The 11,255-nt window shown below is 70.0% G+C and carries 12 protein-coding genes; 5 read left to right on the top strand and 7 right to left on the bottom strand.

The features are described 5' to 3' along the window. Window positions 1–79 precede the first annotated feature (79 nt). Window positions 80–1,288: an aspartate aminotransferase family protein gene (locus ABTZ89_RS27955; RefSeq protein ID WP_351050125.1), complete on the top strand. Its 1,209-nt coding sequence runs from the start codon at window positions 80–82 to the stop codon at window positions 1,286–1,288. A 66-nt stretch (window positions 1,289–1,354) separates the two neighbouring features. Here the strand turns inward: ABTZ89_RS27955 and ABTZ89_RS27950 are convergent, their stop codons facing one another. The 3 genes from ABTZ89_RS27950 to ABTZ89_RS27940 form a co-directional block, all read right to left on the bottom strand. Further along, the gene (locus tag ABTZ89_RS27950; protein ID WP_351050120.1) at window positions 1,355–3,721 is read right to left on the bottom strand and encodes an ATP-binding cassette domain-containing protein; all 2,367 of its coding nucleotides are present in this window, start codon (window positions 3,719–3,721) and stop codon (window positions 1,355–1,357) included. 157 nt (window positions 3,722–3,878) lie between these two features. Further along, complete coding sequence (locus ABTZ89_RS27945) at window positions 3,879–4,289, bottom strand: VOC family protein (RefSeq protein WP_351050117.1); 411 nt, start codon at window positions 4,287–4,289, stop codon at window positions 3,879–3,881. A 10-nt stretch (window positions 4,290–4,299) separates the two neighbouring features. Next, the gene (locus tag ABTZ89_RS27940) at window positions 4,300–4,737 is read right to left on the bottom strand and encodes a helix-turn-helix transcriptional regulator (RefSeq protein WP_270954334.1); all 438 of its coding nucleotides are present in this window, start codon (window positions 4,735–4,737) and stop codon (window positions 4,300–4,302) included. Window positions 4,738–4,902: 165 nt separating this feature from the next. Here ABTZ89_RS27940 and ABTZ89_RS27935 point away from each other — a divergent pair, with 165 nt between their 5' ends. After that, entirely contained in the window at window positions 4,903–5,328 is a 426-nt protein-coding gene (locus ABTZ89_RS27935; RefSeq protein ID WP_351050114.1) for a YciI family protein, read from the top strand. A 117-nt stretch (window positions 5,329–5,445) separates the two neighbouring features. Here the strand turns inward: ABTZ89_RS27935 and ABTZ89_RS27930 are convergent, their stop codons facing one another. Further along, window positions 5,446–6,066 carry an NAD(P)-dependent oxidoreductase gene (locus ABTZ89_RS27930; RefSeq protein WP_351050111.1) on the bottom strand — a complete coding sequence of 207 codons (621 nt, stop codon included), beginning with the start codon at window positions 6,064–6,066 and terminating at the stop codon, window positions 5,446–5,448. Continuing rightward, the gene (locus ABTZ89_RS27925; protein WP_351050123.1) at window positions 6,063–6,944 is read right to left on the bottom strand and encodes an EamA family transporter; all 882 of its coding nucleotides are present in this window, start codon (window positions 6,942–6,944) and stop codon (window positions 6,063–6,065) included. The genes ABTZ89_RS27930 and ABTZ89_RS27925 overlap by 4 nt, the downstream gene beginning before the upstream one ends. An 82-nt stretch (window positions 6,945–7,026) precedes the next feature. On the opposite strand from ABTZ89_RS27925, the gene ABTZ89_RS27920 reads away from it, so the two are divergent. After that, a complete protein-coding gene (locus ABTZ89_RS27920; RefSeq protein ID WP_351050108.1) occupies window positions 7,027–7,914 on the top strand; it encodes a LysR family transcriptional regulator in 888 nt (295 codons plus the stop codon). 29 nt (window positions 7,915–7,943) lie between these two features. Here ABTZ89_RS27920 and ABTZ89_RS27915 read toward each other — a convergent pair whose 3' ends face one another. Beyond that, the gene (locus ABTZ89_RS27915) at window positions 7,944–8,576 is read right to left on the bottom strand and encodes an NAD(P)-dependent oxidoreductase (protein WP_351050105.1); all 633 of its coding nucleotides are present in this window, start codon (window positions 8,574–8,576) and stop codon (window positions 7,944–7,946) included. Window positions 8,577–8,657: 81 nt separating this feature from the next. Here ABTZ89_RS27915 and ABTZ89_RS27910 point away from each other — a divergent pair, with 81 nt between their 5' ends. After that, on the top strand, window positions 8,658–9,233 hold the full coding sequence (locus tag ABTZ89_RS27910) for a TetR/AcrR family transcriptional regulator (protein ID WP_270952711.1): 576 nt from the start codon (window positions 8,658–8,660) through the stop codon (window positions 9,231–9,233). Window positions 9,234–9,279: 46 nt separating this feature from the next. Further along, complete coding sequence (locus ABTZ89_RS27905; RefSeq protein ID WP_351050102.1) at window positions 9,280–9,819, top strand: DinB family protein; 540 nt, start codon at window positions 9,280–9,282, stop codon at window positions 9,817–9,819. A gap of 21 nt (window positions 9,820–9,840) precedes the next feature. Here the strand turns inward: ABTZ89_RS27905 and ABTZ89_RS27900 are convergent, their stop codons facing one another. Further along, entirely contained in the window at window positions 9,841–11,100 is a 1,260-nt protein-coding gene (locus ABTZ89_RS27900) for an amidohydrolase (RefSeq protein ID WP_351050099.1), read from the bottom strand. Between the last annotated feature and the right edge of the window lie 155 nt (window positions 11,101–11,255).

Here is an 11,255-nt window from a genome sequence, read left to right as displayed (position 1 = left end):
CGGCGGCTCGGCCGCGAAGTCCACCGAGGACTCGAAGGACTCTGCGACCGATGAAGCCGATGGCGCTGAGACCCAGGCGGTGGCGACCCGCACCGCGGGGAGCTGGGTGACCACCGAGGACGGGCGGGAGCTGCTCGACTTCACCTCGGGGCAGATGAGCGCGATCCTCGGGCACTCGCACCCCGAGATCGTCGCGACGATCCGGGCCCAGGCCGAGCGGCTCGACCACCTCTACAGCGGGATGCTGAGCCGACCGGTGCTCGAGCTCGCCGAGCGGCTCGCGGCGACGTTGCCCGCTCCGCTGGACAAGGCGGTGTTCCTGTCCACCGGGGCGGAGGCGAACGAGGCCGCGATCCGGATGGCCAAGCTCGTCACCGGCAAGTTCGAGGTCGTCTCGTTCGCCCGGTCCTGGCACGGGATGACGCAGGCCGCCGCGAACGCCACCTACAGCGCCGGGCGCTCCGGCTACGGGCCCGCCGCTCCAGGCAACTTCGCGCTGCCGGTCCCCGACCGGTTCCGGCCCGACATCGTCGACGCCGACGGGAACCTGGACTGGCGCCGCCAGCTCGACCTCGGCTTCAGCATGATCGACGCCCAGTCGGTCGGCAGCCTCGCGGCCTGCATCGTCGAGCCGATCCTGAGCAGCGGCGGCCTCATCGACCTGCCGCCGGGCTACCTGGCGGCGCTGCGGGACAAGTGCCACGAGCGCGGCATGCTGCTGATCCTCGACGAGGCCCAGACCGGCCTGTGCCGCACCGGCGACTGGTACGCCTTCGAACGCGACGGCGTCGTCCCCGACATCATCGCCCTGTCCAAGACCCTCGGCGCCGGACTACCGCTCGCAGCCGTGCTGACCAGCGCGGACATCGAGCAGCAGGCGCACGAGCGCGGGTTCCTGTTCTTCACCACCCACGTCAACGACCCGCTCCCGGCGGCCGTCGGCAACACCGTCCTGGACGTGCTGACCCGGGACGGCCTCGACGCCCGTGCCCGCGAGCTCGGCGACCGGCTCATCGGCGGGCTGAACGACCTCGCCGGCACGCACCAGGTGATCGGCGACGTCCGCGGCCGCGGCCTGCTGGTCGGCCTGGAACTGGTCACCGACGGAGCCGACGAGCTCGGCGCGGCCGTCACCAAGCGGTGCGCGGAACTCGGCCTGCACATGAACATCGTCCAGCTCCCGGGCATGGGCGGAACGTTCCGCATCGCCCCACCCCTGACCGCATCGGAAGCAGAGATCGACCGAGGCCTGGAAATCCTCGACAAGGCCCTCACCGACCTGACCTGATCACCCACCAGCCTGACCTCGACAGTGGAAGGCGTGCCCCGTTCAGCGGGCACGCCTTCCAGCCGGTCACTCTTCGACGTACTCCGCGAGGTGTTCGCCGGTGAGGGTGGAGCGGTCCTTGACCAGGTCCGCGGGCGTGCCTTCGAAGACCACTCGGCCACCGTCGTGGCCTGCGCCGGGGCCGAGGTCGATGATCCAGTCCGCGTGCGCCATGACCGCTTGGTGGTGCTCGATCACGATCACCGACTTGCCCGCGTCGACGAGGCGGTCCAGCAGCGCGAGGAGCTGTTCGACGTCGGCGAGGTGCAGGCCGGTGGTGGGCTCGTCGAGGACGTAGACGCCGCCCTTCTCCGACATGTGCGTGGCCAGCTTGAGCCGCTGCCGCTCGCCGCCGGACAGCGTGGTCAGCGGCTGGCCCAAGCGGAGGTAGCCGAGACCGACGTCGGTGAGGCGCTGCAGGATCTTGTGCGCCGCGGGGATCCGGCCGTCCCCGTCGCCGAAGAACTCCTCGGCCTGCGCCACCGACATCGCGAGCACCTCGCTGATGTCCTTGCCGCCGAACTCGTACTCCAGCACCGCGGCCTGGAAGCGCTTGCCCTCGCACTCCTCGCAGGTGGTGGCCACCCCGGCCATCATCGCCAGGTCGGTGTAGATGACGCCCGCGCCGTTGCAGCCGGGGCAGGCGCCCTCCGAATTCGCGCTGAACAGCGCCGGTTTCACGCCGTTGGCCTTGGCGAAGGCCTTGCGGATCGGGTCGAGCATCCCGGTGTAGGTCGCCGGGTTGCTGCGCCGCGAGCCGCGGATCGCCGTCTGATCCACCTCGATCACCCCGGCGTCGCGGGGGATCGAACCGCGCACCAGCGAGCTCTTGCCGGATCCCGCCACACCGGTGATCACGCACAGCACCCCGAGCGGGACGTCGACGTCGACGTCCTGCAGGTTGTGCGCGTTCGCGCCGCGGATCTCCAGCTCACCGCTGGGTTCGCGCACCTGCGCCTTGAGCTTGGTCCGGTCCTCCAGGTGGCGGCCGGTGGTGGTGTCGCTGGACCGCAGCCCCTCGACGTCGCCCTCGAAGCACACCGTGCCGCCCGCGGTGCCGGCGCCGGGCCCCAGGTCGACGACGTGGTCGGCGATGGCGATCGTCTGCGGCTTGTGCTCGACGACGAGCACCGTGTTCCCCTTGTCCCGCAAGCGGAGCAGCAGATCGTTCATCCGCTGGATGTCGTGCGGGTGCAGGCCGATGGTCGGCTCGTCGAAGACGTAGGTGACGTCGGTCAGCGAGGACCCGAGGTGCCGGATCATCTTGGTGCGCTGCGCCTCGCCGCCCGACAGCGTCCCGGAGGGGCGGTCCAGCGAGAGGTAGCCGAGGCCGATCTCCACGAACGAGTCGAGGGTCTGCTGCAGGTTCTCGAGCAGCGGCCCCACCGACGCGTCGTCGAGGCCGCGGGTCCACTCGGCCAGGTCGCTGATCTGCATCGCGCACGCGTCGGCGATGTTGATCCCGGCGATCTTCGACGACCGCGCGGTCTCGCTGAGCCTGGTGCCGCCGCACTCGGGGCAGTCGGTGAAGGTGATCGCCCGGTCCACGAACGCCCGGACGTGCGGCTGCATCGACTCGCGGTCCTTGGCCAGCATCGACTTCTGCAGCTTCGGGATCAGGCCCTCGTAGGTGAGGTTGATGCCCTCCACCTTGATCTTGGTGGGCTCCTTGTAGAGGAGGTCGTTCAGCTCCTTCTCGGTGAACTCGCGGATCGGCTTGTCCGGGTCGAAGAACCCGCTGCCGCCGAAGATCCGCCCGTACCAGCCGTCCGCGCTGTAGCCGGGGACCTTGAACGGGCCCTCGTTGATGGACTTGGTGTCGTCGTAGAGCTCGGCGAGGTCGAAATCGCTGACCTGGCCCCGGCCTTCGCAGTTCGGGCACATGCCGCCGAGGACGCTGAACTCGCGCCGCTCCTTCACGGTCTTGCCGCCGCGCTCGAACTTGACCGCCCCGGCCCCGCTGACCGAGGCCACGTTGAACGAGAACGCCTGCGGCGAACCGATGTGCGGCTTGCCGAGGCGGCTGAACAGGATGCGCAGCATCGCGTTGGCGTCGGTGGCGGTACCGACCGTGGAGCGCGGGTCGCTGCCCATCCGCTCCTGGTCGACGATGATCGCGGTGGTCAGCCCGTCGAGCACGTCGACGTCGGGCCGCGACAGGGTCGGCATGAAGCCCTGCACGAACGCGCTGTAGGTCTCGTTGATCATCCGCTGCGACTCGGCGGCGATGGTGCCGAACACCAGCGAGCTCTTGCCCGAACCCGAAACCCCGGTGAACACCGTGAGCCGGCGCTTGGGGATCTCGACGCTGACGTCCTTCAGGTTGTTCACCCGCGCACCGTGCACGCGGATCAGGTCGTGGCTGTCAGCGACGTGCAGCCCGGACTTGCTCATCGGTGTCTCCATCTGCTCGTGGAACCCGCGGTCGCCCCCATCGAACCAGCCGGGTCGGACGATCAGCCGGGAGCCCGCGCGATGACGCACGCGGGCTCCCGGCGAAACTGCGGGCCAGCAACCGTCTTTGATCTTCGTCGGCCTGAAAACGGGCTCTTCAGCGCAGCTCGTTGATGCGGATCAGGTTCCCTGCGGGGTCGCGGACTGCGCAGTCGCGTCGGCCGTAGGGCTGTTCCGTGGGTTCCTGGACGATCTCGACGTTGCTGGCGTGCAGCTTCTCGAACGTGCCGTCGAGGTCCGGGGTGGCCAGGTTGATCATGGTGAAGGTGCCCTTGGCCATCATCTCGGCGATGGTGCGGCGCTCGTCGTCGGTGATGCCGGGGCTGGCGGCCGGGGGGTACAGCACGATCGACGTCCCCGGCTGCCCCGGCGGGCCGACGGTGATCCAGTGCATGCCGCCGTAGCCGACGTCGTTGCGGACCTCGAAGCCGAGGACGTCGCGGTAGAAGGTCAGCGTGGCCTCGGGGTCCTCGTGCGGGAGGAAGGCTTCGGCAATCGTGATGTCCATGCCGCCAACGCTAGGGCTGGCCGGGCGCTCGCGCTTCTCGATTCCTGATCGGTCTGGTGACCTGCTTGGCCACGCACGACGGCATCCCCGCGGTGGCCTCCGCCGCCTCGCGCCGGTAGCGGCTGGGCGACATGCCGACCAGCTCGGTGAAGCGGGTGCTGAAGGTGCCCAGCGAGGAGCAGCCGACTTCGAAGCAGACGTCGGTGACGCTGAGGTCGCCGCGCCGCAGCAGCGCCATCGCGCGCTCGATGCGCCGCGTCATGAGGTAGCTGTACGGGGATTCGCCGTAGGCCCGCCGGAACTGCCGGCTGAGGTGACCGGCGGACATGCCGACGCCCCGGGCGAGCGCCTCGACGTCCAGCGGCTGGGCGTACTCCCGGTCGATCCGATCGCGAACCCGCCGCAGCAGCGCGAGATCGCGGAGTTGCGCATCGGAGGCACTGGTCACCTCCGAAATCCTGCCACCGCTCCCCAGCACGCCCAACCGCACCGCGTTTTCGCAGGTCAGGATGCCGGTGGAAAAAGTTCTGGAAAAATCGTCGCGGAGTGTCGATCCGGGCTCCGGCCGTTCGATGCGTTGGTGAGAGCAGGGACCGACCCCGAGGAGACAGCGATGAAGTACATGGTGATCGTCAAGGCCGACCAGGAGTCCGAGGCCGGCGCGGTGCCCAGCGAGCAGGAGCTCGCGGAGATGACGAGGTACAACGAGGAGCTGGTCGCCGCGGGCGTGATGGTCGACGGCAACGGGCTGCTGGAGAGCCGGCTCGGCGCGCGCGTCAAGTTCTCCGGCAGGGGCAGCACCACCGTCGTCGACGGGCCGTTCACCGAGACCAAGGAGCTCGTCGCCGGGTACTGGATCCTCGACGTCGCCTCCCGCGAGGAGGCGATCGAGTGGGCCCGCCGGATCCCGTTCGAGAGCGGCGAGGTCGAGATCCGCAAGGTCGCCGAGGAGGCCGACTTCGGCGAGAACCTCACCCCGGAGCTGCGCGAAGCCGAGCAGCGCATGCGCGAGCAGATCACCCAGCAGCACGGCGGGTGAGCGGGGTCGTGAGTGCGTAAACCGGTTCGAGCCGGTCTACGCACTCACGACCGCTCAGCGGAGCTCGCGGAAGAAGGCGCGGACGTCCTCGACCGGGGCCATCGCGCTGGCACCAGCTCAGGATCCGACGGTGAAGTGCCTGGCGTCGCCCGGGTCCTCCAGCTCGTCGAGGACCGCCACGGCGAGGTCCTCCGCCGAAATCCGGGACGTGCCGCGGGAATCGGCGATGAGCGTGTCAGCACCTCGCCGGTAGCGACCGGTGCGCTCGCCGGGCTCCAGCACTGCCGGCGGGCTCAAGTAGACCCAGTCCGCCCGGTGCGCCTGGCAGGTCTCGAGCTGGGCGATGCTCGCTGCCGCGATGGTGCGCCATTCAGCGGGAACGTACGCGGGATCGTCGACGACCAGCACCGATCCCCCGGGTGTCCTAAGTGGACCTGCACCGCCGACGACGAGGATCCGCCGACCGGCCGCGGCAGCCGCGTCGAGCAGCGCTCCCGTGGTTTCGCCGACGCTTCCCTCCTGCCCGGGACGCGGACGAGTGGCGACGACGACCGCGTCCGCCCCGGCGAACAACCCGCCCATCCGCTCCCGATCGGTCGCGTCCGCGCGGACCGCGGTCGCACCGGGCAGCGCTTCGCCGCTCCGGGACACCGCGGTGACGTGGTGCCCGCGCTGGACGGCTTCGGTGGTCACGCGCGATCCGACCATGCCGGTCGCTCCGACGACGACGATCTTCATGCCACTGCCCTTTCCAGGCGAGGAGTGCGAGCGGGGAGCTGGGACGCGACGATCGCGATCAGCGAGAGGGCGAACCCGAGCAGCTGGACCGGTCCGAGCATCTGTCCGAGCACGACGACGCCGAGCAGTGCCGCGACCAGCGGCGAGATCAGACCGAGCGGCGCAGCCGAGGTGACCGGCAGGAGACCGATCCCGCGGAACCACAGGACGTAGGCGAGCAGACCGCCGATCACGCCCAGCCACAGGTAGCCGAGCGCCGCCGGGGCGTCGATCGCCGGCGGCGCGCCCTCGAAGGCGAACGTGACCGGAACCAGGAACAGCCCTCCGGCGGTGAGCTGCCAACCGGCGAACGCCACCGGCCCGACCTCCGGCGGGCGCCCCCAGCGCTTGGTCAGCGTCACCCCGAGCCCCATCGCCGCAGCGCCACCCAGCCCGGCTAGGAGCCCGACGACGTCGAAACCGGCGCTCGGCCCGAGCACCACCAGCCCCACGCCCACGACGCCGACCACGCCCCAGCCGAACCGCCTCGGAGAAGGCGCTTCGCGCAGGACCAGCACCGCCAGCACGGCGACGACCAGCGGCTGAGCAGCACCCAAGGTCGCGGCCACCCCACCGGGCAGCCGCTCAGCGGCGAGGAACAGCAGCGGGAAGAACAGGCCGATGTTCAGCACGCCGAGCAGCGCCGCCTTCCCCCACCAGGCCCCGCGCGGCAGCACCCGGGTCATCGCCAACGCGATCAACCCGGCGGGCAGCGCACGCATCAACCCGGCGAACAGCGGATGCCCGACCGGGAGCAGTTCGGTGGTGACCACGTAGGTCGTGCCCCACACGGCCGGGGCGAACGCGGTCAGCACGACGTTCGGGAGGTTCTTGTCCATCACGGATCGAGTCTCGGCTGACCAGCATCGATGAGTCCAACACATGTTTGTCATGCGATCCATCGCGATGCAAGATGGATCGGTGGAACTCCAGCAGCTGCGCTACGTCGTCGCCGTCGCCGAGACGAACAGCTTCACCCGCGCCGCCCAGCGGTGCCTCGTCGTCCAGTCCGCGCTCAGCCACCAGGTGGCGCGGCTGGAACGGGAACTCGGCGCCCGGCTCTTCGAACGCACGAGCCGCCGGGTCCGCCTGACGCCCGCCGGCGAGGCCTTCCTCCCCGCCGCGCGCCAGTGCCTGGACGCCGCCGAACGCGCCGCGGCCGAGGTCGCCGCAGCTGTCGGCGAAGTGCGCGGGCGGCTCGCGGTCGGCGTGATCCCCACCGTGGCCGCCGCCGACGTGCCCGCCGCACTCCGCGAGCTCCACCAGCGCCACCCGGACGTCCGGATCAACCTGCGCGTCGGCAACAGCCTGGAAATGATCGAGCAGATCAAGGAAGGCACCCTCGACGTGGCCTTCCTCGGCCTCCCGGCCACCACCCGCCCGGAGGGGATCCGCAACGTCGAACTGGCCCGGGACCAGCTGGTCGCCGTGGTCGCCCCCGATCACCCGCTGACCGCGCACGAAACCGTCGACCTCGCCCGGCTGTCCACCGAGTCCTTCGTGGACTTCCCCGCCGGAAGCGCGGGCCGGTCCCAGTCCGACCAGGCCTTCGCCGCAGCGGGTCTCGACCGCGAGGTGGCCTTCGAGGTCCCCACGGCCGACCTCATGGTCCAGCTCGTCCAACAGCACCTCGGCATCGCGATGCTCGCGGCAACCTACGTCCCCAGGTTCACCGGAATAGCCACGATCCCGGTGACCAACGCCCCGTCCCGAATCGAGTACGTGGCCTGGACCCGAACCACCCCGACCCCGGCCACAACAGCCTTCCTCAAAACCCTCGACATCCCAGAAGACCTGATCAACACCTGAAACCCATTACGCCCCAACCTCATCCGACGTCAGTTGGCGAGGGCTATTGCGGTGTGGATCGCGGTTTTCTCGGACAGGTTTCGGAGGATGCAGTCGGCTAGGTCTGCGCGGGAGATCTTGTTGCCGCCGCGGACTGTTCGGTCGACGGCGGTGCGGTAGCGGCCGGTGCGCGGGCCTTCGGTGAGCATCGGCGGGCGGATGATCGTCCAGTCCGCGCTGCTGGCCCGGACGACCTCCTCCATGTGCACCATGTCGGTCCACGGGTGCTTGAGGAAGCGCCACAGGATCGGCTTGACCAGGTGCTTGGTCAGCGCGCCGTCTCCGTCGGTGATCATGCCGCTGTTGCTGACCACCAGGAACCGGCGGACCTCGGTCTCGCCCATCGCCTCGAGGATGCTGGCGGTGCTGTCGGTCTGCACCGTCGTCGGGCTCTTCGCGTTGGGCGAGCCGATCGCCGAGATGACGGCGTCCCGGCCGGCGATGTGCGGCCGGATGTCCGCCGGGTCCATCACGTCGGCGCGGACAACCGCCAGCTCCGGGTGCTCGAAGGCCACCTTCGCCGGGTCCCGCACCACCGCCGTGACCTGGTGACCGGCCGCGCAGGCCTGCTCCACCAGCTGCTTCCCGGTGCCACCGGTGGCTCCGAAGATCGTGATCCGCATCGTTGAACCCCTTGGTTGGTGAGTGCTCACTAACTACTATGGTCAGCGAGCACTCACCAACTTGTCAACGGAAGGGCCGCCGTGGGGACCCGCGACCGGATGCTCGACGCCGCCGCGCACGTGATGCGCACGCGCGGCCTCGCCCGCGCCACCACCAAGGAGATCGCCAAGGAATCCGGTTTCTCGGAAGCCGCGCTGTACAAGCACTTCCGCGACAAGACCGATCTGTTCCTCGCGGTGCTCCAGGAACGCGTTCCGGGCAACCTGCGCGCCATGCTCACCGACCTCCCCGACCGCGCCGGGCGCGGGGAGCTGCGCACCGCCCTGGAGGAGGTCGCCGGCGTCGCGATCGAGTTCTACGCCGAAACGTTCCCGATGGGCGCCTCGCTGTTCTCCGAACCGGCGCTGCTCGCCGCGCACCGGGAAGCCCTCCGGGACCGGGGCATCGGCCCCCAAGCGATCCGCGAAGCCCTCGCGGCCTACCTGTCGGCCGAGCAGCGAGCGGGAGCGCTCAAGCCTGACGTGGACCCGGAATCGGCAGCGGCACTCCTGCTCGGAGCGTGCTTCCAGAACGCCTTCCTGACCCACTTCACCGACACCCCGAACCCGACCCCGACCGACCTGGTCCGGACCCTCCTCGACCCGCTGACGACCTGAGTTCGTCGGGGACCGGTGCGAAGCTGTCGGGGACGGGAGGTTCGCGATGGCTGATTCCACACCGAGCACGTCGCAGCGGTGGGACGGATCCCGGCGGGAGCCCGCTCCCACCGGGTCGGAGATCGAGCTGCTGCGCGGGTTCTTGGACTGGCACCGGGAGACGTTGGCGCTCAAGTGCTCCGGGGTGCCGTCCGACCAGTTGTCGGCCCGGCTGATCGAGCCCTCCGGGTTGACGTTGCACGGGCTGGTGCGGCACTTGGCCGCGGTGGAGCGGTGGTGGTTCCGCATCCAGTTCGCGCAGGAGGACGTGCCGCTGCTGCACTACTCCGACGACGATCCGGACCAGGACTTCGACGACCTGGAAGGGGACTTCGCCGAGGCGGTGGAGGTCTGGCGGGCGGAGTGCGCGAAGTCCCGCGAGATCGTGGCCGCGGCGGACTCCCTGGACCAGACCGGCATCCGCCGCTCGACCGGCGAACCGATCTCGCTGCGCTTCGTCATGCTGAACCTGATCGCCGAGTACGCCCGGCACAACGGGCACGCAGACCTGCTGCGCGAGCGCATCGACGGGCGCGTCGGGATGTGAGCCCGGGAGGGCTCGGGCGCTTCAGCGGGTGCCGAGCCAGGTGAGGGCAGCCGTGGTCATCGCGGTGATGCCGGTGGTCATGGTCGGTTCGACCACCGGGGCGAAGAACGGCGAGTGGTTGGACGGGACGTCGCGACTGAGGGTGCCCGCCTCGCGCGCCGCCAGGTACTTGCCCCGTTCGACGCCGCCGAAGAACCAGTAGCAGGTCGGCACGCCGGCTTCCGTGCCGAACAGGCCGACGTCCTCGCTGCCGGTCACCGGGTCGATCGCCAGCACCCGCTCCGCGCCGAGCTGCTCGCGCATCCCCTTCGCGGTCCGCTCGGTGGCCTCCTCGTCGTTGACCAGCACCGGGAAGTCCGTCAGCCGCTCGAACTCCGGGTCCTTCTCGGCGCCGGACGCCGCCGCCTCGGCGCGCACGATGCGCTTGACCGCCTCGATCACCCGCTCGCGGACCTTCTCGTCGAAGCTGCGGATGTTGACCCGCAGTTCGGCCTGGTCCGGGATGATGTTGTCCTTCGTGCCCGCGCGGATCGAGCCGACCGTGACCACGGCCGTGTCGCGGCCGGAGACCTCGCGGGAGACCACGGTCTGCAACCGCATCACCGTCGCGGAGGCCATCACCACCGGGTCGATGGCGTTCTCCGGCTGCGAGCCGTGCGAGCCGCGCCCGAACATGGTGATCTTCAGCCCGTCGGCCGCCGACATGCTGGGACCGCCGACCATGCCCACGGTCCCGGCCGGGAACGGGAAGACGTGCTGACCCAGGCAGACGTCGGGTTTCGGGAAGCGGTCCAGGAAACCGTCGTCGAGCATGGCCCGCGCTCCGCCGCCGATCTCCTCGGCCGGCTGGAACACCGCCACGACCGTGCCGGACCACTGCTCGCGGGAGTTGACCAGCAGGTCGAGGGCACCGAGCTGGCAGGTGACGTGCATGTCGTGGCCGCAGGCGTGCATCACCGGCACGTTGTTGCCGTCCGGGTCGGTGCCGCGCTGCGTGCTGGCGTAGTCGAGCCCGGTCTGCTCCAGCACCGGCAGCGCGTCGAAGTCCGCGCGCAGCAGCACGGTCGGGCCGTCACCGTTGCGGAGCACGCCCACGACACCCGTGCGCCCCACCCCGGTCGTCACCTCCAAGCCGAGCTGCTCCAGGCGTCGCGCGACCTCGGCAGCGGTGCGGTGCTCGGCGAAGGAGAGCTCCGGATGGGCGTGCAAGTCCTTGTAGAGCCCGGTGAGATCGTCCCGGATGTCGTCGATCCGTCCCAGCACAGCACCCAGATCGCCCACAGCAGCCTCCCAACACGTCGACACCCCGATGATCCCACGCAACCCCACCGGCCACCGGAGATCAACCCCGTGGATCAGCTACCCGACATGAGCTCCGTTCCCGCTGGTCAGGTCCCGTGAGTCTTTTGGGTCGCCACAGCAGCCCAAAAGACTCA

Origin of the sequence: Saccharopolyspora sp. NPDC002686, assembly GCF_040295745.1 — a bacterium.
In the GTDB taxonomy this organism is placed as follows: Bacteria; Actinomycetota; Actinomycetes; order Mycobacteriales; family Pseudonocardiaceae; genus Saccharopolyspora; species Saccharopolyspora oryzae.
Note: the sequence above shows the minus strand (reverse complement) of the source record. Positions and strands in the feature narration are given on the sequence as shown.

What these genes read in the sequence shown, in the direction of transcription:
- ABTZ89_RS27950 (WP_351050120.1), bottom strand. Translation starts at nt 3,721, where the DNA reads ATGAGCAAGTCCGGGCTGCACGTCGCTGACAGCCACGACCTGATCCGC.
- ABTZ89_RS27945 (WP_351050117.1), bottom strand. Translation starts at nt 4,289, where the DNA reads ATGGACATCACGATTGCCGAAGCCTTCCTCCCGCACGAGGACCCCGAG.
- ABTZ89_RS27935 (WP_351050114.1), top strand. Translation starts at nt 4,903, where the DNA reads ATGAAGTACATGGTGATCGTCAAGGCCGACCAGGAGTCCGAGGCCGGC.
- ABTZ89_RS27930 (WP_351050111.1), bottom strand. Translation starts at nt 6,066, where the DNA reads ATGAAGATCGTCGTCGTCGGAGCGACCGGCATGGTCGGATCGCGCGTG.
- ABTZ89_RS27925 (WP_351050123.1), bottom strand. Translation starts at nt 6,944, where the DNA reads ATGGACAAGAACCTCCCGAACGTCGTGCTGACCGCGTTCGCCCCGGCC.
- ABTZ89_RS27915 (WP_351050105.1), bottom strand. Translation starts at nt 8,576, where the DNA reads ATGCGGATCACGATCTTCGGAGCCACCGGTGGCACCGGGAAGCAGCTG.
- ABTZ89_RS27905 (WP_351050102.1), top strand. Translation starts at nt 9,280, where the DNA reads ATGGCTGATTCCACACCGAGCACGTCGCAGCGGTGGGACGGATCCCGG.